This is a genomic window from Novosphingobium organovorum (assembly GCF_022832435.1).
GTDB classification, from domain to species: Bacteria; Pseudomonadota; Alphaproteobacteria; order Sphingomonadales; family Sphingomonadaceae; genus Novosphingobium; species Novosphingobium organovorum.
This window is the reverse complement of the sequence record NZ_JALHLF010000038.1, coordinates 13,911-35,107: the sequence shown is the minus strand read 5'-3', so window position 1 is coordinate 35,107 and position 21,197 is coordinate 13,911. Positions and strand designations below refer to the sequence as shown.

At 64.8% G+C, this 21,197-nt stretch carries 19 protein-coding genes and 1 other RNA gene; 9 read left to right on the top strand and 11 right to left on the bottom strand.

The window, feature by feature from the left end; all coding sequences use genetic code 11:
- The 3 genes from MTR62_RS11160 to MTR62_RS11150 form a co-directional block, all read right to left on the bottom strand.
- Positions 1 to 258, bottom strand: a 258-nt coding sequence (locus MTR62_RS11160; RefSeq protein ID WP_244020817.1) for a hypothetical protein, incomplete at its 3' end; no start/stop codon positions are given.
- Positions 259 to 678: 420 nt separating this feature from the next.
- Positions 679 to 2,076 carry a glycosyl transferase family protein gene (locus MTR62_RS11155; protein ID WP_244020815.1) on the bottom strand — a complete coding sequence of 466 codons (1,398 nt, stop codon included), beginning with the start codon at positions 2,074 to 2,076 and terminating at the stop codon, positions 679 to 681.
- Positions 2,077 to 2,390: 314 nt separating this feature from the next.
- Positions 2,391 to 2,825 carry a VOC family protein gene (locus MTR62_RS11150; RefSeq protein ID WP_244020813.1) on the bottom strand — a complete coding sequence of 145 codons (435 nt, stop codon included), beginning with the start codon at positions 2,823 to 2,825 and terminating at the stop codon, positions 2,391 to 2,393.
- 96 nt (positions 2,826 to 2,921) lie between these two features.
- On the opposite strand from MTR62_RS11150, the gene MTR62_RS11145 reads away from it, so the two are divergent.
- Positions 2,922 to 3,674, top strand: coding sequence for an SIMPL domain-containing protein (locus MTR62_RS11145; protein ID WP_244020810.1), 753 nt, complete (start codon positions 2,922 to 2,924; stop codon positions 3,672 to 3,674).
- A gap of 90 nt (positions 3,675 to 3,764) precedes the next feature.
- Here the strand turns inward: MTR62_RS11145 and MTR62_RS11140 are convergent, their stop codons facing one another.
- Positions 3,765 to 4,511, bottom strand: a complete 747-nt coding sequence (locus MTR62_RS11140) for a TorF family putative porin (RefSeq protein WP_244020808.1) — start codon at positions 4,509 to 4,511, stop codon at positions 3,765 to 3,767.
- Positions 4,512 to 4,844: 333 nt separating this feature from the next.
- On the opposite strand from MTR62_RS11140, the gene MTR62_RS11135 reads away from it, so the two are divergent.
- A complete protein-coding gene (locus MTR62_RS11135; protein WP_327194403.1) occupies positions 4,845 to 5,612 on the top strand; it encodes a metallophosphoesterase family protein in 768 nt (255 codons plus the stop codon).
- Positions 5,613 to 5,860: 248 nt separating this feature from the next.
- On the opposite strand, the gene rnpB is transcribed toward MTR62_RS11135, so the two are convergent.
- The 4 genes from rnpB to MTR62_RS11115 form a co-directional block, all read right to left on the bottom strand.
- Positions 5,861 to 6,339, bottom strand: an RNA gene (gene rnpB, locus MTR62_RS11130) — RNase P RNA component class A.
- Between the two features lie 9 nt (positions 6,340 to 6,348).
- On the bottom strand, positions 6,349 to 7,053 hold the full coding sequence (locus MTR62_RS11125; protein WP_244020804.1) for an N-acetylmuramoyl-L-alanine amidase: 705 nt from the start codon (positions 7,051 to 7,053) through the stop codon (positions 6,349 to 6,351).
- 73 nt (positions 7,054 to 7,126) lie between these two features.
- Positions 7,127 to 7,783 (bottom strand): histidine phosphotransferase family protein, encoded by a 657-nt coding sequence (locus MTR62_RS11120; RefSeq protein ID WP_244020801.1) that lies wholly within the window; start codon positions 7,781 to 7,783, stop codon positions 7,127 to 7,129.
- Positions 7,784 to 7,873: 90 nt separating this feature from the next.
- Entirely contained in the window at positions 7,874 to 8,299 is a 426-nt protein-coding gene (locus tag MTR62_RS11115) for a M67 family metallopeptidase (RefSeq protein ID WP_327194402.1), read from the bottom strand.
- 30 nt (positions 8,300 to 8,329) lie between these two features.
- Here MTR62_RS11115 and MTR62_RS11110 point away from each other — a divergent pair, with 30 nt between their 5' ends.
- From MTR62_RS11110 to mtgA, 4 genes are all read left to right on the top strand, one after another.
- Positions 8,330 to 9,274, top strand: coding sequence for an RluA family pseudouridine synthase (locus MTR62_RS11110; protein ID WP_244020797.1), 945 nt, complete (start codon positions 8,330 to 8,332; stop codon positions 9,272 to 9,274).
- Positions 9,275 to 9,369: 95 nt separating this feature from the next.
- Positions 9,370 to 10,275 (top strand): RNA polymerase sigma factor RpoH, encoded by a 906-nt coding sequence (rpoH, locus tag MTR62_RS11105; RefSeq protein ID WP_244020796.1) that lies wholly within the window; start codon positions 9,370 to 9,372, stop codon positions 10,273 to 10,275.
- 141 nt (positions 10,276 to 10,416) lie between these two features.
- Positions 10,417 to 12,183 carry a sensor domain-containing diguanylate cyclase gene (locus MTR62_RS11100; protein ID WP_244020795.1) on the top strand — a complete coding sequence of 589 codons (1,767 nt, stop codon included), beginning with the start codon at positions 10,417 to 10,419 and terminating at the stop codon, positions 12,181 to 12,183.
- A gap of 175 nt (positions 12,184 to 12,358) precedes the next feature.
- A complete protein-coding gene (gene mtgA / locus MTR62_RS11095; protein ID WP_244020828.1) occupies positions 12,359 to 13,024 on the top strand; it encodes a monofunctional biosynthetic peptidoglycan transglycosylase in 666 nt (221 codons plus the stop codon).
- A 49-nt stretch (positions 13,025 to 13,073) separates the two neighbouring features.
- Here the strand turns inward: mtgA and MTR62_RS11090 are convergent, their stop codons facing one another.
- Entirely contained in the window at positions 13,074 to 13,313 is a 240-nt protein-coding gene (locus MTR62_RS11090; RefSeq protein WP_244020794.1) for a hypothetical protein, read from the bottom strand.
- Between the two features lie 7 nt (positions 13,314 to 13,320).
- Between MTR62_RS11090 and MTR62_RS11085 the strand changes: the two genes are divergently transcribed.
- Positions 13,321 to 13,497, top strand: a complete 177-nt coding sequence (locus MTR62_RS11085) for a hypothetical protein (RefSeq protein ID WP_244020793.1) — start codon at positions 13,321 to 13,323, stop codon at positions 13,495 to 13,497.
- Between the two features lie 132 nt (positions 13,498 to 13,629).
- On the opposite strand, the gene MTR62_RS11080 is transcribed toward MTR62_RS11085, so the two are convergent.
- Complete coding sequence (locus tag MTR62_RS11080; protein ID WP_244020792.1) at positions 13,630 to 16,113, bottom strand: TonB-dependent receptor; 2,484 nt, start codon at positions 16,111 to 16,113, stop codon at positions 13,630 to 13,632.
- A gap of 371 nt (positions 16,114 to 16,484) precedes the next feature.
- Positions 16,485 to 18,953 carry a TonB-dependent receptor gene (locus tag MTR62_RS11075; RefSeq protein ID WP_244020823.1) on the bottom strand — a complete coding sequence of 823 codons (2,469 nt, stop codon included), beginning with the start codon at positions 18,951 to 18,953 and terminating at the stop codon, positions 16,485 to 16,487.
- A gap of 361 nt (positions 18,954 to 19,314) precedes the next feature.
- Between MTR62_RS11075 and MTR62_RS11070 the strand changes: the two genes are divergently transcribed.
- Positions 19,315 to 20,343 carry a cation diffusion facilitator family transporter gene (locus tag MTR62_RS11070; protein ID WP_244020791.1) on the top strand — a complete coding sequence of 343 codons (1,029 nt, stop codon included), beginning with the start codon at positions 19,315 to 19,317 and terminating at the stop codon, positions 20,341 to 20,343.
- Between the two features lie 200 nt (positions 20,344 to 20,543).
- Entirely contained in the window at positions 20,544 to 21,158 is a 615-nt protein-coding gene (locus tag MTR62_RS11065; RefSeq protein ID WP_244020790.1) for a nuclear transport factor 2 family protein, read from the top strand.
- The last annotated feature ends 39 nt before the right edge of the window (positions 21,159 to 21,197 follow it).

Genomic DNA, 21,197 nt, shown 5'->3' with positions numbered 1-21,197 from the left:
CCCCCCCGCCTGCAACGCCGAGCGCGGCGCGGCCACGAGCGAACCGCCCTGATACCCCGCCGCGCCGGGCGACAGGAAGAAGCCGGGATCGTAGGACGCGCTCTGGAGAAGACCGGGCGCCGCGCCCACCGGGACGGACTGATGCGACACCGACGCTGCGCCGACCGAACCCGGCGCGGAAGCGACCTGAACGCCGCCAGCCTGCGCCGCCACCGGCCGCACGCTGCGATAGGCCAGCAGCGCGGTAATCAAGCGCACGAGCGTCGCCTCGTCGAGCGTGCCGCCCCCCGCTCCGGCGAAGGCTACAGGCGGCGCCGGATCGTAGGCCGCGTAGGACTGCGGCCCGACAAGCCCACCTCGGGCGTCGTAGCCGNGTCGCCTCGTCGAGCGTGCCGCCCCCCGCTCCGGCGAAGGCTACAGGCGGCGCCGGATCGTAGGCCGCGTAGGACTGCGGCCCGACAAGCCCACCTCGGGCGTCGTAGCCGGGCGGCGGCGCGGCAAGCGCCGTGGGCGCTTCGGGCGCGCGGGCCAGCGAAACCGGATCCGCCACGGTCACCGCCGCGGTGGGCCAGGGCCCCTCGTTCGCGGACGGGCTCCAGGTCGCGATCCGCCCGCCGCACCAGCCCGCCAGCACCGCGACCAGCGCAACCAGAGGCTGGCCTCTCATGCGCATGGGCATCACTGGCCTCCCGGAGCGGAGACCGGATGCGCGTCATGCGCAGTCTTGTCCCACACCAGCACCCGACCGAACAGGCTGAGCACGTAACGCTCGAGCGCGCGGCGCCCGGCCATGATCGCAATGATGTTGGCAACCGGCACGCGCAGGACCGCCATCATCCCTTCGAGCACGCCATATTCGGCGGTAGTAAAGGCGAACCGGTTCGCCGCGCGCCACAGGACAGCCCCGCCGCACACCGCCAGCATCCCGTCAAGCGCCCCCCCCAGCGGCGGGCGCTGGTAGAGCCCAGCGAGTTGCAGGAGCAGCACGAAACCCTCGATCAGCAACAGCGAATAGGAGCAGGCCATGATCAGCGCGGCAAGCGGACCGCGCCGGTCGCGCAGCACCATCCACACGTCGCACAGCCGGTTGCCCCAGCCCAGCCGGTCCCAGCCCTGGAACGCGATGCCCAGCACCCAGCGCGACTTCTGGCGCACCGCACTTTCCAGGGTTCCGGGGAAGAAGGCCCGCGTGGCGACCAGCTCACCGGCCTCGTCGCGCACCCGCAGGAAGCGCGAACGCCCGCCCTCGTCGCGCACCAGCAGGCCGAGTTCGTAATCCTCGGTGAGGCATTCGCAGGCGAACGGCCCGTTGTAACCTTCCGCCATGCGCCGACGCGCGATGCGCTCCATCATCGCGCGCGCGAAGGCGCAGCCCACGCCCGCAGCCGGAATTCCCCCGCCCAGCGCATCGCGCACGACGAGCGCCTTGCCATGCGCTTCGGCGAATTCGTCACAGTAATGCCCACCAATCCAGCGCGACCAGGGCTGCGGCTCGGGGCGCACCGGCAGTTGCACGTAGTCCGCGCTCTGCAACGCCCGGTCGTACACCGCCAGTTCGGCGGGATGAACCATGTCTTCCGAATCGTGAAGCACCAGGAACGCGAAACGCGCGCGCGCGCGCCGTTCATCGGCGCACAGCGCGGCATAGAGTCGGTTGAGACAATCCGCCTTGGTCGTCGGCCCGGCGTTGCCGTGAATCACCACCCGCACGCGCGGATCGCCGGCCGCCGCGCTCATCGCGGCCGAAACCGTCGCCGGATCGTTGCCATAGCAACCAATGTAGAGCGTGTAGTCCTGCTGCGGCCAGGCCGAAAGCGCATGGCGGATCGTGTGGCCGATCACCTGCTCCTCCTGCCAGGCCGCGATCAGCACGGCCGCTTGCCCTTGCAGCGCAGCGCGAGCCTCGCGATTCGAGATCCCGCCCTCCTTTGCCCGCGAAAAGAGCTTGAGACCAACCCACACGGCGTCGACCGCCATGTCGTCCAACGCCCCTATGGCGAACCAGAAAGCCGAAAAAAGCAGCAATTCACGCTCGATCAGTTCGAGCCAGGCCATTGCCGTGTACGCTGCATCCACTCCCACCAATGTCGCCCCTTGCCTGACGTGACCCCGCCCACGCCTGCACGCACCCCCCGGTGCACGGCCCTGCGCCACCAAACGCAAAGCAACTAGAGGAACATACTTATATTTGCGCGCCCGAGACAACCATCCCAATCCCGCCGCGTTTCAAAAAATTAATTGATACAAATCCCGAAAGACAAAAAGACAGAGCGCCACCTGAAAATACAAGCAACGCCCTGCTTCATCAAAAAATCCCTAATGGAGCAACACGTTCATCGCCAGATGACCATCCTCGGCCGGGATTGCCAACGAGAACTCGCCCACTCTTCTCACCAGACGCCGGTATTTTCCATGCTCGCCCAGGGTTCCTGCGGCGCGAGCGCGTCCCCCTGCTGGAGAAGTTCGATCGAAATCCCGTCGGGCGTGCGCACGAAAGCCATATGCCCATCGCGCGGCGGGCGATTGACGGTGACCCCCGCTTCCTGGAAGGCGCGGCACGTCGCGTAGATATCCGCAACCCCAAAAGCCAGGTGCCCGAAGTTGCGCCCGCCTTCGTAGCGTTCCTGCGAACCATCTTCGCCCGGCCAGTTGTAGGTCAGTTCGACTTCGGCATCTTCCTGGCCCGGCGCAGCAAGATAGATCAGCGTGAAGCGCCCCTTTTCACTTTCCATCCGGCGGGTCTCCTGGAGACCGAGCAGCGCGAAGAAGGCAATCGTGGCGTCGGGATCGGTGACACGGATCATGGTGTGCAGGTAACGGGTCACGGAACTATTCCTCATTTCAACGACAGAAAAGAACGGTTCATCGCATATAAAGCGGCAGGCCGGCACGATCGGCCGAACTCTAGCGGGAGAAATGCGATGTCTCAGCCTGCCGTACCCAATCCCCCCGACCAACCCAAGTTCTATCGCGATCCGGCGCTGGTGCGCTGGCTCGGCGCGGCAGGCGTTCTGGCCGGTGGACTGGTCTTTGCCGGCTATGCGCTCGGCGACGGGCTCACCCGCTGGGGCCGCGCCGAACGTTCGGTCACCGTGCGCGGGCTGGCCGAACGGGACGTGACCGCCAACCTTGCCACCTGGACGATCTCCTACTCGGCCTCCGCCACCGATCTCGCCAGCGCGCAGGCAAGCGTGGATCGCGACACCCGCGAGGTGCGCGCCTTCTTCCAGCGGCTCGGATTTGCCGAGCGCGACCTGCAGCCCACCGGCGTCAACGTCGCCCCGTTCAAGGACAACGGGCAGTCGGGCTTTACCGTGCGCCAGCGCATGACGCTGCGCAGCACGGACATCGCCCGCGCGCAGAAGGCCGTGCGCAGCCAGTTCGATCTGGTCCGCCACGGCGTCGTGATCGAGGAAGGTTCGGGGATGAGCTTCACCTTCACCCGGCTCGACACGATCAAGCCCGCGATGGTGGCGGCCGCCACGCGCGACGCGCGCGCTTCGGCCCAGCAATTCGCCAAGGACAGCGGCGCCCGCGTCGGGGCCATCAAGAAAGCGACCCAGGGCTACTTCTCGATCGCGCCGCGCGACGGCGAGGAAGCGGGGTGGGGCGCGGGCGACACCCCCTACAAGCGGGTGAGGGTCGTGACGACGATCGATTTCTATCTCGAATGAAGCCCGAAAACCCGCCCGGATATTCCGGGCGGGTCCTCCTGCGAAAGTCCTTCTTGTCCGACTTTCCTTATCTCGCAGCGAACCGTTGGCTCAGAACGAGGCCGAGACCGTGGCGACGACCGTGTCGTTGGTGAAGCCATCGATCGAGGGCGCATCCACGCCCACGTACTTGAGCTCGAACGAAACCGGACCATAGACCTTGGTCGATGCGCCGATCGACCAGTCGAACCCGTGCTTGTCGGGCTCACCGGCAAGGTACTTGGGCGCGAGCACGCCATCGGTGTAGCCAAGGTGCGCGCTAAGGCTCACCGGCGTATTGGGGATCGCCAGCTGGGTATCGCCGTAGATGTACAGATTGTCATCGCCCCCCAGCGAATCCTGCTTCCAGGCATAGGCCATGCCCAGCGTGGCGCTGACCGGACCGACCGTCCCGGCGATCGAGGCGTAAGGCTCGAGATAGTCGTAGTCGCCCGCCGGCGCGTTGGGATAGGCGTACATGAGCAGGCCGACGTCCAGCGTCGCACCGCCCACATCACCGGTCCAGCCGCCGTAGATGTCGACTTCGGTCGAACCGTACCCGTTGTCTTCCTCGAGCGAGGAGGCCCAGGTCCCGACGTAGAAGCCACTCGAATGGCTGACGTCGAAACCGCCCTGGATGGCAACGTCGCCGCCCGACAGCGAAACGCCGCGGAAACGGTAATCGGTCGTCAGCGCGACATTGGCCGAAACGGTGATATCCGAACTCTTCTCGGCGTCCTGCGCCATGACGGGACTCGTCGCAAGCAGCGCGCCTGCGAAAGCGGTCGCAGCCAGAAGGCTGCGGACGGACATAAGCATACAATTCCCTCACGTTATATTATTGATGCCATGTCCCTCCTGCGCTTCGGTCCGCAACTCTCTGTCGGAAGCGGTGGCCGATGCATTCCGACCTTTGCTTTTGAGAAACAATTGAGACAAGAAAAATTTCGTAACGGACACATTTGAGCAATTCATAGTGGACTTTTTGCAACTGCGACGACCCGTTTTACAATCGTGCCGGAACGGACTTTCTCGCACTTGCAGCACGCCGCCTGCAATCGTATTAGGTTGTCTGGAATGCTTGGCAAAATTTTCAACATTTTCGCGCCGTCCAAGGCCGCTCCGGAGCCATCGCTGCCAGCCGGAGAACGCGTGTACGCCATTGGCGACATCCACGGTCGGCTGGACCTGTTCGAAGCCCTGCTAAGCCGGATCGAAGCCGACGAAGCCACCCGCCCGGCGGCGCGGACCACCATCGTCCTGCTCGGCGATCTCATCGATCGCGGCCCCCACAGCGCGCAGGTAATCGCGCGCGCGCGCCAGCTCGCCCGCGATCGCACGGTGGAAATCCTGTCCGGCAACCATGAGGAAATGTTCCTTACCTGCCTGACCGATGCCCAGGCGATGCCCAGCTTCCTCAAGTTCGGCGGGCTGGAGACCTTCCAGTCCTATGGCTTGGACATGGACGCCCTGCTCGAACGGCCGGTCGAGGAACTTCAGGCGCATATCGCCGCGCGCCTCCCGGTCGAGGATCTGGACTTCGTGCGCAGCTTCAAGAAGCTGGTCCGCATCGGCGATTACGTCTTCGTCCACGCCGGGCTTCGTCCGGGCGTTCCGCTGGCCATGCAGCTCCTGTCGGACTGCCGCTGGATTCGCGAGCCCTTTCTCAGCCACTCCGGGGCGTTCGAGGGCTTCGTCGTCCACGGCCATACCATCACCCAGGAGCCCGACTTACGCTCGAACCGGCTGGGTATCGACACCGGCGCCTATCTCCACGGCTGCCTGACCGCCATCGGGATCGAGGGGACGAACCGCTGGTTCCTGTCCGCACGCGAAGAGGCGAACGACAGCGGAACGCAAGAGGCCAGCCCGACCACCGCGCAGGCAAACACAGCGGGCACACCGGCACAGGTCGCCTGACCCGTACGGCGCACCCCAAACGGGGCTTGCACGCCGCAGGCACGGCGTCATGGCGCGCGTTCCGCTTGGCGGATCGGGCTTGGTCGGATCGTCCGATCAGGCGCAAATGCCCGACAGCTCCGAAAATGGTCTGAAGATCGACCTGCCCGACATCGCCTGATCGCCCGCCGCTCCGGCGGGCGCTTGCCGCGCGCCCTCCCCCGCCCTGGCCCAGGATCGTCAAAAGGAACCGTGATCGTCAGGGCCCATGTGCCGGGGAGCCTGTAAGCCGGGTTCTGTGCCTGGCGTGGTCTCCCTCAAGTTTCCTTGAACGAGGGACCTTACGCCGCGGCGGCAGCCATTCCTCTAGGCGCTGCATTGCTGCAACGCTCAAGCGACCAACCCGGACTGCCTCGGTTCGAAACGAACCTGCCATTCACGATGGCGCGCAGTCCCTATTCGGTCTTGCTCCGGGTGGGGTTTGCCATGCCGCTTGCCGTTACCGGTAGCGCGGTGCGCTTTTACCGCACCCTTTCACCCTTACCTGTGAACGCACGCCTTTCGAAAAAAGCAGGTCCCATCGGCGGTTTGCTCTCTGTGGCACTTTCCCTGAACTTCGCGCGATCGGTAATGACCACGCTCGTCCGGCGGGCGTTACCCGCCACCCTTGTTTCGTGGAGCCCGGACTTTCCTCGCGGTGCGCGTTCGATGAATCGGCGCGACACCCCGCGGCTGCCCGGCTCCCCGGCACGGGCGCTCACCTAGCACGGCCGATGTCGCGCTCCAACAGCAGTTCGAACAGGATACCCCCGATTTCCCCGTCGATCTCGCCATCGATGCGCGCCGGGCGCCAGCGGCGCTGGAACGCAGCCACCGCCGCGCGGCCTTCGGTGATGTCATAGCCAAAGCGTTCGAGCGCGAGGTAGAACTTGCCCGGATTGTCGTAGAACAGGTTCATGCGCGCCGCCGGGATCTCGAGCGCGAGGCCAAGTTCGCCCAGCCGCGCCCAGTCGAACAGCTCGCCCGGATCCTGCTTGCGCGCGGGCGCGATGTCGGAATGGCCCACCACGTTGGCGCGCGGAATGTCGTGGCGATCGAGAATGTCGGCAAGCAGCGGCATCAGCGCGTCCATCTGCGCCTCGGGAAAGGGACGATAGCCCCATTCGTGCCCCGGATTGACCAGTTCGATGCCGATCGAGGCCGAATTGACGTCGCTTTCCCCGCGCCAGTACGAGCGCCCCGCGTGCCAGGCGCGGTTCTCTTCGGAGACGAGCGAGGTGACGATGCCCTCCTCGTCGATCATGTAGTGCGCGGAGACTTCGGCGGCCGGATCGCACATCCGCTCGAGCGCCTCGGCGGCGCTCTTCATGCCGGTGTAGTGCAAGACGACCATCGAGATCGGACGCCTGCGCTCGTTCCAGTTGGGAGACTGCACGAAACGGTTCACCAGCCAACGGTTCATCCTCGCCGAATTCTCCTTCTTGCAGACCGCCGTGCGGCCCTAGCGTCCTCTCCTGCCTGCACCGTCCGGCCGATCAGGCGCCGGGCAGTACGGCGCCCAATACCAGCGCATCCTCGCCGATGGCAAATTGCAGGCGCCCGCCCAGCGTTTCGGCAAGCTGGTGCAGCATGGCCGCCGGGGCGGTGCGGCTCGACATTTCCGCGTCGGGCAAGCTCCCCTCGAGCGCGCGGCCCACGGCATGGTCGAAGGCGATACGCGGCCCCGAGGCGCGCACAACGAGCTCGGCCGTGCCATCGCCGATCTGCTCGGGCCGCAGTTCACCCGCTAGATCGAGCGTGCCACCACGCACCAGCGCCTCGATCCCGAACAGCGCGAAGTTGAGCAAGGTCTTGATGGCGGGCTTGGGCAGCGCATCGGCCGAAATCGCCCAATTGATGGTGATCCGTGCGTTGCCCGCCACCAGCGCCTCGATCAGCGCCTTGGCCTCGCTCACCGCGATCCGCTCGCCAAAGCCACCTGCGGCCCCGAAGGCGAGCCGGAAGAACTTGAGCTTGTCGGTCGAGATCCGCGCGCTCTGCTCGAGCAGTTCGAAGCAGCGCTGGCGCATTTCGGGATCATCCTCGTCCGCCAGAAGCTCCAGGCCGTTCGACAGCGCGCCCACCGGACTGAGCATGTCGTGGCACAGGCGCGAACACAGAAGGCTGGCAAGGTCGAGCGTGCTCGTCGTCATGAATATCGGTACTTTCCGTTATCTTGTGCCGTCGCGGGCGCTGGCCTTCCTCAATGGGGACGACGCGCGCCCATTTCCATGGCGGCAGCGTCAAACCACGCGAAAGGCGAGCGCGTCAAATCCATTCCCACGATCGCGCCAGAAAGCAATATCGCGACCACCAATGATCGCCCAGATGCGCCAATCGCCGGTGGAATGCTCCGCATCCGTGGCAGAAGGTGCGGGATTTCCCGTAGGATGCGAATGGTAATAGCCCAGCACGCGCGGCCCCCCTTCGCGCGCCGCACGGTGCGCGCGCAGGAGCACGAGCGGATCGATTTCGAATCGGCGCGCCGGATCGGAATCGACATTGCGCGCAGGCAAGAGCGCCACGATGCGCTCCGGCCCGGCCCGATCACTCCGCCCTTCACCCTGGCCCTCGCCCTGCCCCGGCGCGCCCAGCAGCAGGCCGCAGCACTCGTTGGGCGCGGCGCGGGCCGCTTCGCTGTGGAGCGTTTCGCACACCCCTCTTGTCACCTCGACATCCATCCCCAAATGCTAGCGTCCATGGGCGCATCCGCAAACATTCTCGAAGGGGTCATCGCCCCGCCCGGCGGCCGGCTCGACAAGGCGCTTGCCGAGGCCAGCGGCCTCTCGCGCGAACGGGTCAAGGCGCTGCTGTCCGAGGGGCGCGTGACGCTCGCCGGAAAAGCCGCCGCGCAAGGCTCGCTCAAGGTCGCGCCGGGCACGCCTTATGCCATCGACGTGCCCGAGGCCGCACCGGCCGCGGCCGCCGCGCAGGACATTCCCCTCGTCGTCGTCCACGAGGACGCCGACCTCATCGTGATCGACAAGCCCGCCGGGCTCGTCGTCCACCCGGCCGCCGGCAATCCCGACGGCACGCTCGTCAACGCGCTGCTGCACCACTGCCGCGGCCAGCTTTCGGGGATCGGCGGGGTCGCGCGTCCGGGCATCGTCCACCGCATCGACAAGGACACCTCCGGGCTGCTCGTCGTGGCCAAGACCGACCGCGCGCACGAAGGCCTCGCCGCGCAGTTCGCCGACCATTCGATCGAACGCGCCTACAACGCGGTCGTCGCGGGACGGCCGATCCCGATGGCGGGCACCGTGCGCGGCGCGATCGGCCGGTCGAGCGCCAACCGCAAGAAGATGGCGATCGTCGAGGACGGACGCGGCAAGCACGCCGTGACCCACTACCGCACGCTCGAGACGCTGGCCCACGCCAGCCTCATCGAATGCCGGCTGGAGACCGGGCGCACCCACCAGGTGCGTGTTCACATGTCGTCAATCGGACACATGCTACTGGGCGATCCTGTATATGGACGCACACCAAAGGCCATCCGGCCAATCCTGTCCCGACTCGCTTTTTCGCGCCAGGCTCTGCACGCTGCGGAACTTGGCTTCCTTCACCCCGTTACTGGCCAGATGGTTCGTTTTTCGAGCCCCTTGCCCGACGATATGCGGACACTGATCGACGAATTGCGACTCTGAAATCGGATTTGTGTGCTAGGATGAACAGGTGGCCGCAAGTTAAGATGCCTCGCAAGGGTCTTTGACCGCGTGCCGACCTAGAAAGGACGGATATAGTGAGCAACAAGCAACGCAACCTTCCCGCGGTTCCGGCCTTGGGCGGTGAGCAGAGCCTCAACCGCTACCTCGCCGAAATCCGCAAGTTCCCGGTGCTCAAGCCCGAGCAGGAATACATGCTCGCGCAGCGCTACAAGGAACACGAGGATCCCGAAGCCGCCGCCCAGCTGGTGACCAGCCATCTGCGACTCGTCGCGAAGATCGCGATGGGCTACCGTGGCTATGGCCTGCCCGTGTCCGAGCTGATCTCCGAAGGCAACATCGGCCTCATGCAGGGCGTGAAGAAGTTCGAACCCGATCGCGGCTTTCGCCTCGCCACCTATGCGATGTGGTGGATCAAGGCCTCGATTCAAGAGTACATCCTGCGTTCGTGGAGCCTCGTGAAGATGGGCACCACCGCGGCGCAGAAGAAGCTCTTCTTCAACCTTCGCCGGATGAAGAAGAATCTCGACGCCTACGAGGATTCGGACCTCCACCCCGAAGACGTGACCAAGATCGCGACCACGCTGGGCGTATCCGAGCAGGAAGTCGTCAACATGAACCGGCGCATGATGATGGGCGGCGATGCCTCGCTCAACGTCTCGCTGCGCGAGGAAGGCGAAGGCCAGTGGATGGACATCCTCCAGGATGACAAGCCGCTGCAGGACGAAGTCGTCGCCGAGGCCGAAGAGAAGACCGTGCGCCACGACATGCTCGTCGAGGCGATGGACCAGCTCAACGACCGCGAGCGCGACATCCTGACCGAACGCCGTCTGAGCGAAGACCCCAAGACGCTCGAGGAACTGAGCCAGGTCTACAGCGTCAGCCGCGAACGCGTGCGCCAGATCGAAGTGCGCGCCTTCGAGAAACTGCAAAAGGCGATGAACCGCATCGCCACCGATAAGCAGCTCTTGCCTACCGCGTAAGCGTCCCGGCGGGTCGGCCGCCCGGCACGGCAGGGCTCAAAAGGCCGGACGGGAAACCATCCGGCCTTTTTGTTCGTCGGGCGACCGGGGCCGGATTAACTGCGGATTTTCAAACTATCTGTGATAGGCGGGGGCTCACATATGCCCCGCCGCGCCCTCCTCACGCTTGATCGGATCGTTCGATCATCTGCCCCTGCCCAGGCGCTGGCCCTGGCGGTTCTGGTTCTCGTGGCACTGGTGCTGCCGGTTCGGGCGCACGCAAAGACCATCCTCGCACCCGATCTGTGCCACGCCGAAAGCCCCGTCCCCGCTCCCGCCGCCACGCGCGCGCGCGCGTTCACCTGCTCGCGCGAACCGGCGGCCGGATACCAGAACGGCACGCTTTGGCTGCGCATTCCCGCCAGCGCCATCCCCCCCTCGGCCCGGCACGAACCCTCGCTGCTCGTCCACTATTCGCGTTTCGACCGTCTCGACGTGACCTTCACCTACGCCGATGGGCGCAAGGTCGTGCGATCGGTGCGCAACGGCGCCTTCGGGCACGCCTGGCGGATCGGCGGGCAACTGCTGTTCGATCCGCCCGCGCGCGATGCCCCGCTCAGCGCCATCACGCTCCAGTTCACCCGGCTCGCCAGCATCGACATGCTGCGCATCCGCGTGCTCGACCGGGGCACTGCCGCAATCCAGAGCACCGCGCTGGGCCTGTGCATCGGCGCGGCGCTCATGCTGCTGCTGGTCGGCACGGTCTACAACGCTTCACTGGCCGGATCGCTGCGCCGCCAGTACCCGCTGTGGCAGGCTGGCTGGGCGGGCGCGATGCTGGCCTGGGGCGCGATATGGGCACAGGCCCACCTGCTGATCGCGCCACGTCTTGCCGGCACCTTTTCCGCGCAGACGTGCTCGGCCATCGCGTGCCTTGCGATCACCTTTGCCGCCTTCAGCGCGATCACTGCGCCGGGCGAAGCCGCGACCCCCCGCCTGGCCCGGCGCATCGTGCTGACGATGGCCACCGCCTGCTCGCTGCTCGGTATTCCAACCGCGTTCCTGCGCAGCGGCCCGGTGGACGCTGCCGCCGCCATGATCGGTTTCCTGCTCATCGCCACCATGCTCGGCGTTGCGGTGTGCCTCGTCTGGGCCTGGCGGCGCGGCAGCCAAGAAGCGCGCGACTTTGCCACCGCCTGGGCCTTGCCGATCGTGATCCTGAGCAGCGCCGACATGATCGGCAGCAACGTGGGGCTGTGGGGCGCCGGACCGCAACTGCTCGTGGTTCTTGCCGCGGCGTGGCAGACCCTGTGGCTGGCCGCCGCCGCCTCGCGCCTCCACGCGCGGCTTCACCTCGAACACGCCCAGGCCCAGCGCGGCGAAGCCCAGGCCCGCGAACTGGCGCGCCGCGACGTGCTGACGGGGCTGCGCAACCGGCGCGGCTTCACCGAGGATATCGAGCCCGCCCTCGCCGCCGTGAACGCCGGAGAGGGAAAGGCCGCGCTCCTGCTCCTCGATGTCGACCACTTCAAACGCGTCAACGATCGCCATGGCCACGATGCGGGCGACAGCGTCCTGCAAAGCGTCGCGCGGGTCATCGCCACGTTCGAGGCTGCCGACTGCGTGCCCGCACGGCTTGGCGGCGAGGAATTCGCGCTCCTGATCCACGGCGAGCGGGCCGCGACGGCGCCGGCCATCGCCGAAGCGCTGCGCCGGGCGATCGCCGCCTACCCGCACGGCGACATCATCGCCCACCAGCCGGTCACCGTCAGCATCGGGCTCAGCCGGGCGCGGGCGGGGCGGGCCTTTCGCGATCTCTACCGCGATGCCGACCAGGCGCTTTACCAGGCCAAGCACGCAGGGCGCGACCGGGTCGTCCCCTTCGCGTCGGAAAACTCGCCCGCCAAGGAGGCCCCGGTTCCCGCCTGAGTGTGGGAATCACGACTGCGCCGCCCCGCAAGGACTGGCACGAGACCGGCCATATCGGCTAGTGGTTCGATTCTGACATTTGATACCCTATCGGATGGGGCGCGCTCAAATGTCACAATCAATCCACCAGGGCATGACCATGTCTGCCGTCCGAACCGGAGCCCGCGTTCCCGCCATGCGCCTGCTTGCCAAGATCATCGCCGCATTCCTCCTGCTCAGCCTCGGCGTGACCCTCGTGTTCCGCTTCGTGCCGGTGCCGGTGACGCTCACGATGCTGATGGACAGCAACGGCATCACCAAGGACTGGACGTCGCTCGATCAGATCGACCGCAACATGGTCGCCGCCGCCATCGCCGCCGAAGACAGCACCTTTTGCACCCACAACGGCTTTGACACCAAGGCGATCGAGAACGCGATGAAGCGCAACGCCGAAGGCGGCCTCCTGCGCGGCGGATCGACGATCAGCCAGCAGACCGCCAAGAACGTCTTCCTGTGGCAAGGCACGGGCTGGACGCGTTACGCGCGCAAAGGCCTCGAGGTCTGGTTCACCTTCCTGATCGAACACCTGTGGACCAAGCGGCGGATCATGGAAGTCTACCTCAACGTCGCCGAAACGGGGATCGGCACGTATGGCGTGGAAGCCGGTTCGCAGCGCTATTTCGGCAAGTCGGCCGCAAGCCTGACCCCGCTCCAGGCGGCGCGCATGGCCGCCGCCCTGCCCAGCCCCAAGACCCGCAGCGTCAAGAGCCCGAGCGGCTTCACGCTGCGCTACGGCAACACCATCTCGCGCCGTATCGCCACGGTGAAGAGCAGCGGCTACGACGCCTGCGTCTACAAGTAGCCCTGCCGGAAGCGCGCGCCACCCAGCGTTGGCGCTTCCCCGCCGCAGTTCAATCCCAGAGCTGATCCCATGCGCTGGCGACCTCGCTTTCCAGCCGCTCGGCCAGGACGGGCAGCAGCACGCTGAGCCCCTTACACATTGGCCACGCGCCCAGCACCACGAAGCCCGCGCCCACCAGCATGGGCATGATCCCGCTTGCGGCCCCCGCCAGCGCCACACCCCAGGCGCCCGCATGCGCGATGCACTGGATGCCGCAATATTCGAACAGAATGCCGCCCGCGATCCGCAAGACCGTCTTGAAATTGCGCCAGTTCAGCCCCCTCGAAGGCCTGGCCGATCCGCTGCGCCAGCGCGCAATCGCGAAGCAGGCTGCGCGCCTGCATGACCGGCGCGAGCAAATCCCCGGCGTCGAAGTCGAACGCATTGGCCAGCACGCCCAGCGCCTGGCTTTGCGCCTGAGGAAGATTGTCTGAACGCATACCCAGCCCCTTTCAACCCACTTGCCCCCATCCCCCAACGAACGCAAACAGCATTCAAGAACCAAAAAAAGAAAGGGGAGAGTCTTTCGACCCTCCCCTCACGTCCATTTCTTTACGAAAGAGCGATCAGAACTGGAGGTTGAGCGACATCGTCACCGTGCGACCCGCCCCGACATACGTGTACGAGGTGTTGGTTTTGTCGGTGCCCGCATCGTCGAACGAGCCGTAGTAGAACTCGTTGAACAGGTTCGAAACGTTTAGCTGCAGGAAGGTCTTGTCGCCCATCCCGGTGAAGCCCATGTTCAGCCGCGCATCGAGGTTGACCACGGTGTAGGCCGGAACCTTCGAACCCCAGATCTGGTTGCCGTCGTCGTCGTAAACCGGCGTGTTGAGGTCGTTGTAGTAACGCGCGCCGGTGCGCTTGACGTCGAGACCGAGCGAGACCGGACCTTCGTTCGCTTCGACACGGCCACCGAAGGTGTAGTGCGGAATACCGCCTTCCATCTTGCCCTTGGTATCGGCGTAGCCGTCCGCGGTGGCGACATCGTCACGGATCTTCGACCACAGGTACGAACCGAAGACATAGGCCTTGATGTGGCTGTCGGGTTGGACCGCGAAAGTCGCATCGATGCCGTAACGGTCAACCGTCCCCAGGTTGGTGTAGGTCGAGATCTGCGTGGTCGGGTCGTAGGCCGAGGACAGGCGATCGGAGAAGATCGTGTACCACGCGCCCAGGTTCGCCTGGATGATGCCGCTGTGGTAGCGGATACCGAGGTCGAAGTTGTTCGACGTTTCGGGCTTGGCCGATTGGGCCTCGGCCGAACCTTCCTCATAGTAGAAGGTCTGGTACAGGTTGTCCGTGCCCGGCACCTGCATGCCCATCGAGTAGTTGAAGTAGAGGCTCGCTTCGGGCGTTGCGTTGTAGACCACGCCAAAGGTCGGCAGCACGTGGCTGTAGGTGAACTCGCGCTGGTCCCGCGCGCCGTAGCTCGACAGGGTAGCCGCGTAGGCGGCTTCGTCGGTGCTGTCGGTCGTGAAGCAACTGACATAACCTGAACTGCTGGTCGTCAGACAGTTGTTGGTCAGGTTGCGACGGAAGAACGGCACACGCACGCCCGCATTGACGTGGACCGTGTTGTCGAGCCAGTCGCCGGTGTACTCGCCCGAAATCTGGTGCAGAATCGCGTAGGACAGACGATCGCGCTTTTCGAGAACGTTGCCGTTCACGTCGGTCAGCGCGGTATCGATGTTGAAGTAGTTGGCGCGGCTGCCGTCCGAATTGATCAGACCCAGTTCGCCAGTCTGGCGGTGACGGCCGCGATCGTAGGTGTAGGCCACGCGCACGCGGTTGTCGTCGTTGATGTCGTAACGCAGCGAAGCGATCACGCCGATGCGGTTGGTGCGGGTCTGGCTGGGCGCCGCGACGCGCACGTAGTCGTCGGTGTCGCCATCACCATTGAGGTCGACGCCGCCGAGGTAGGCCTTGCCGCCGATGTAGCCGCTGGTGATGGTGTCGCTGTAGGTGCCTTCATAGGCGGTGGCGTAGCCGCTGCCGCCATTGGCCGAGGTATACTGGTAGTACGGATCGACGGTCAGGACCATCTTGTCGCTGAGCGTGAAGCGCGAATTGATGCGAATGTTGCCCGTGTTCGACGGGTTGTAGCCGTATTCCCAGGCGGTGCCGCACGAATCGGCCGAATCGGACACACCCTCAACGCCCGCAGCAACCTGGCAGCGCGACACGGTGTACGAATCGCGCTCCGCACGATTGAGCGGAATGCCACCGTCTGCGTACGACGTTTCCGTGCTAAGCGCCCAGTCCGAGGCGTTGTTATTGCGGTTCATGTTGTAATGCCCGGCAACCGAGATGAAGTCGCCGTTGGTGCCCAGCGGCTGGTAGATCTTGGCGTTGAGCTGGGTCTTCTCGATCTTGCCGTAACCGCCCCACCAGGGGTTGTAGGTGTCGTGCGAGGCGGCGAACCAGGCGCGTGTGCCCGACTCGTTGAGATCGCCGGTGTTGATCATCCCGAAGATGCGCATCTTGTCGTGCTGGCCGATCGTGCCGACCATGCGCGCGCCGAATTCGTGGTCGGGATTGATCGAGCGGTAGTTGACCGTCGAGCCCGACGCCGAAGCGGTGGGCGAATCGACGTCGGTCGTGCCCAGGTTCACGTTGACCTGCTCGATCAGCTCGGGGTCGAGCTGCTGGTTGGTGTAGAGCGAATAGCTGCCCGTGTCGTTGAGCGGAATGCCGTCGAACGTCTGCGAAATGCGCGTGTCGTCGAAACCGCGGATCATCAGGCTACCACCCGACGAGCCGTAGGCGTCGTTGTTGGTGAAGCTCACACCGGGGATCATGTTGATCGTCTCGTTGATCGTCTGCCCCGGAGTGCCGCGGCTGATCACGCTCTGGCCGAGCACTTCCTTGGCCTTCGAGGAATCGGGCAGCTCAACGCCGGCAATCCCCTTTTCGGTCTGACCGGTGACGACGATTTCCTGGTTCTGGAAGTCGATCGCGCCCGTCGACTGGGCAAAGGCGGGGGTGGAGCAAAGCACGCCAGCGACGGCGATGCTCGCCGCGCTTGCGGCGAAATAGCTGAGCTTTTTCATGAACTAACGACCTCATAATGCGCCCCCCGGTGAAGAGAGGCATTTCCCTTTGGCGAGCGAGCCCTTGCCCACAACGAAGTGCGATCGTCCGCCAACGGTCGTCTTCAAAACAGCAAGTCGCACCTCGCTGCCGAGCGCGCATTAGACCGGCATTTATGACAATTTCGAGACGAAGTTTTCGCGCCCGCAGCAAATGCGGATTGCATGTGTTAAAAGAACAACACCACCATGGCACCATTGCAACACATTGAAATGTGCGAAAACCGATGAATTTTCGCGCCGTTCACACGTCTCGCGGGCAAAAAAAAGGGAGGAGCCCGAAGGCCCCTCCCCGATTTGTTTCGCAACGTTGCCGCTGCGTTGCAGCGCGATCAGAACTGCATGTTGATCGATGCCGAGAAGGTGCGCGGCGCCCCAATGTAGGCGTAGGTCGTGCCCGTCTTCGTGATACCGGCGTCGTCGAAGGCGCCGTAGTAGAACTTGTCGAACAGGTTGGTGACGTTGGCCTGCAGGTAGGTCTTGTCGCCCATGCCCAGGAAGCCCAGGTTGAAGCGCGCATCAAGATTGACGACGGTGTAGGCCGGAACCTTGGCCCCCCAGATCTGGTCACCCGAGCTGTTCAGGACCGCTTCGTTGCGGCTGTTGTAGTACCGCGAGCCGGTGCGCTTGGCTTCGAGGCCAACCGAGACCGGACCGGCGTTGCCTTCCACGCGGCCACCCAGGGTATAGGACGGCACACCGCCTTCCATCTTGCCCTTGGTGGGCGCAATGTCATCAGCGCCCGAACCGGTCACGACGTCATCGCGGATCTTCGACCACAGGTACGAACCGAAGACATAGGCCTTGAAGTGCGGATCGGGCTGCACCGCAAAGGTCGCGTCGAGGCCGTAGCGATCGACCGTACCCAGGTTCGTGTAAGTCGTGCGGTCAACAGCCGGATCGTAGGCCGACGACAGACGGTTCGAGAAGATCGTGTACCAGCCGCCGAACGAAGCCTGGATCATACCGGTGTGGTAGCGCAGGCCAAGGTCGAAGTTGTCCGAGGTTTCGGGCTTCGGCTTAGCTGCACCGGCGGTGCCCTGTTCGTAGTAGAAGGTGTTGTACAGGTTGTCCGTACCCGGCGCCTGCAGACCCTTCGAGTAGTTGAAGTTCAGGCCCAGTTCCGACGTGATGTCATAGACGAAGCCCGCCGTCGGCAGCACGCGGCTGAAGTTGAACACGCGGTTGTCGGGCGCACCGTAAGTGCCCGAAGCCAGGTTGGTCGCCTCATCGGTCGCGTTGGTCGTGAAGCAGTTCACGTAGCCCGACGAGCTGGTGGTGATGCAGTTCTGCGTCAGATTACGGCGCATGAACGGCACGCGGACACCGGCGTTGACGTGCAGCGCGTCGTTCGCGAAGTCACCCGAGTATTCGCCCGAGACCTGGTGCAGGATCGCGTAGGACAGACGATCGCGCTTTTCGAGCACGTTGCCTTCCGAATCGGTCAGCGCGGTGTCGACGTTGAAGTAGTTGACGGCCAGGCCGTTCGACTGGAGCAGGCCCACTTCGCCGGTCTGACGGTGACGACCGCGATCGTAAGTGTAGGCCAGACGGATGCGGTTGTTGTCATCGATGTTGTAGCGCAGCGACGAGATCACGCCGATGCGGTTGGTACGGGTCTGGCTCGGAGTCGATACACGCACGGCATCCATCGTGTCGCCGTCACCGTTCAGATCAACGCCACCGAAATAGGGGTTGCCGTTGATGTAGCCGGTCATCGTATCGCTGAAGTAACCTTCGTAACCGACCGTCGTGCCGCCGCCGTTGGCCGAGGTGTACTGGTAGTACGCGTCAACCGAAAGGACGAGCTTGTCGCTCAGCGTGAAGCGCGACTGGAAGCGAACGTTGCCCGTCTTCGAGGGGTTGTAACGGTATTCCCAGGCGCTGCCGCACGAACTGGCCGCATCGGCCACACCAGTGGTCCCCGCCGGGATGGTGCAGCGCGCGACTTCATAGTCATCGCGAGCCTGCTTGCTGGTCGGGATACCGCTCGTCGTGCTCAGGACCCAGTCCGAAGCCATGTTGTTGCGGTTGTTGTTGAGGTGGCCTGCGAGCGAGATGAAGTCGCCGTTATCACCGAGCGGTTGATAGATGCGCGCGTTGAACTGGGTCTTCTTGATCTTGCCGAAGTTGCCGTAGAGCGCATCGTACGTATCGCGCGAGGCCGAGAACCAGGCGCGCGTGCCCGACGACGTGAGGTCGCCGGTGTTGATCATGCCGAAAACGCGCATCTTGTTGTAGTCACCAACGGTGCCAACCATGCGCGCGCCGAATTCGTGGCTCGGCAGCATCGACTGGTAGTTGACGGTCGAACCGGTGGCCGCCGCGGTCGGCGAGTCGACGTCGGTGGTGCCAAGGTTGACGTTGACCTGCTCGATCAGTTCGGGGTCGAGCTGCTGGTTCGAATAGAGCGCGTAGTTGCCGGTGTCGTTGAGGGGGATACCGTCGAAGGTCTGCGAGATACGGGTATCATCGAAGCCGCGAATCATCAGGCTGCCACCCGACGAGCCGTAGCCGTCGTAGTTCTGGAAGCTGACGCCCGGCACCAGGTTGATCGTGTCGTTGATCGTCTGGCCCGGCGTGCCGCGACCGATAAGTTCCTGGGTGAGGACCTGCTTGGCCTTGGGGCTGTCGGGAATTTCGACGCCCGCAACGCTGAGGTCGGTCTTGCCCTTGACGACGATCTCGCCGCCTTCGAAGTCAACCGAGCCGGTCGACTGAGCCAGTGCCGGCATCGCCAGGAACGCGGCGCTGACGGCCATCGCACTGGTTGCAGACTTAAGAATGGTGTGGAACTTCATCATTGCCCCCTGAAATCTCTCAGACTGGGTTGCGCCAAAAAGAAACTCGCAACGTCGCTCGCAACGCCGCAGGTTTGCTGCGGCTGCTATGAGCAGTCACATATGACAGCTTTCTGACGGTTTGGATTCATTTGACGCTACAAACGCGCAATTTTGCAACGCAAGTGCGATCGATCGCAAAAATCACCAATTAAAATGTTATTTTTCAGTAATTTATTGGGGTTCCCCCATTTTGCAGTGCGGCAAAAATGCAACAAGCGAGGGGATCTTGAGCTTTGAGGGCAACGCACCTGCAAAACGGCGAGGTCATGTTACGACATAGCTTGAACCCCACCGGCCAATCATGGGAAGGAGCGTTGCAATGCAGCGCAACACGTCTTCTTCCGGCTCCGAGCCAGGGCACGAGCACCACCATGATGGCCATGACCACGGGCATTCACACGACCATGGCCATTCGCATGGGCATGGGCATGGGCATGGGCATGGGCATGGGCACCATCACCACGGCCCGCCGCCGGGCGGTGCGAATTCGGCCTTTGCGATCGCGGTCGGGCTCAACGTCGCCTTCGTGATCGTCGAGGGGGCCGCCGGGTTCATCAGCGGCTCGATCGCGCTCCTGGCCGATGCCGGGCACAACCTGACCGACGTCGCGTCCTTGCTGCTGGCCTGGGCGGCGGCCGTGCTGTCCTCGCGCCCGCCTTCCGAGCGCTTCACCTATGGGCTCAAGAGTTCCTCGATTCTCGCCGCGATCGCCAACGCGGCGCTGCTGTGGGCCACCGTTGGCGCGATCCTGGTCGAGACCCTGCGCCGCTTTGCCGAGCCCGATAGTGTCGCCGGGACCACGATGATGATCGTTGCCGGGGTCGGCATCGCGATCAACGCGCTCTCCGCGCTGCTGTTTGCCGCAGGCGCCAAGTCGGACCTCAACTTGCGCGCCGCCTTCGTCCACCTCATGGCCGATGCCGCGGTCTCGGCGGGCGTGGTGGTCGCGGGCGCGCTGATCGCCGCCACCGGATTTGCCGTGATCGATCCGCTCACCTCGCTGGTCATCACGCTGGTCATCGCCTGGTCGAGCTGGAGCATCCTGCGCGATTCGCTGCGCATGGGCATGCTCGCGGTGCCCGAGAGCATCGACATCGCCAAGGTCCGCGCGCTTCTCGAAGCGCAGCCGGGGGTGACCCACGTCCACGATCTCCACGTCTGGCCGATGAGCACCACCGAGACCGCCCTCACCGCGCATATCGTCAAGCCCGATGGGCGTGCCGACGACGCCTTCCTCGAGGCCATCGCCGAGCGCCTCGAACACGATTTCGGCATCGGGCACCCCACCATCCAGGTCGAGACCCGCAGCGACAGCGCCTGCGCCCTCGCCCCGCCCGGCACGATCTGAAGCCGTCCGCTCGCTGCGCGCGCGACAAACAGCGACACGAAAATCGGGCACTGCCTCCGCCTTCGCGCGTTTGGCCCATGAGCGGTTCAGGATCGGCGCTTCACAACAGCGCCCGTCCACCGCGCGCCCCGTGCGGACCGATCCCGGCACGCGCGCGGGTTCGAACGATTTGCCCCAAACGAAATGCGAGGGTTTCGCCAATGCTTTCTTCGACCGCCAAGGTCCTCTTCCTGTCCTCGACGCTGGCTGCCCTCACGCTGCCAGGTCTGGCGCAAGCTGCTCCCGCCACCCCGGTCAGCGCAGCCGCCCCGGCCGCCGCCAACGCGGCCGCGCGCACCCAGCTCCAAGCGCGCTACACCGAACTCAAGGCCGCGATGGAATCGCGCTCCGCACCGCGCATCAAGGCCCTGCTCGCGCCGGGCTTCACCAGCACCCAGTTGAGCGGCAAGACCATCGATGCCGATGCCATGGTGAGCGAACTGGCGCAGGTTCCCCGCGATCCCAACCGCCACACCACCACCACGCTCGGCAAGGTCACGATCGAGGGCAAGACCGCCCACGTCGAACAGACCATGACCGCCAGCGCCACGGTCAAGGCCAAGGATGGCAAGTCCCACGCCATGGAACTGATCGCGGTGTCGCAGGACACCTGGATCAACACCCCCAAGGGCTGGCTGATGGCCTCGACCACGTCCGAGGACATGACCGTCAAGGGGGATGGCAAGATCCTGCGCCACGCCCACATCGGCGATCCGGCGGTGCGCCAGGCGGCCAACCCCAACGGCACCATGGGCCCCAAGATGGAAGGGCGCTGAGCCGTCCCCACCCGCCAACACGAAAAAGGGCCTGCCGGA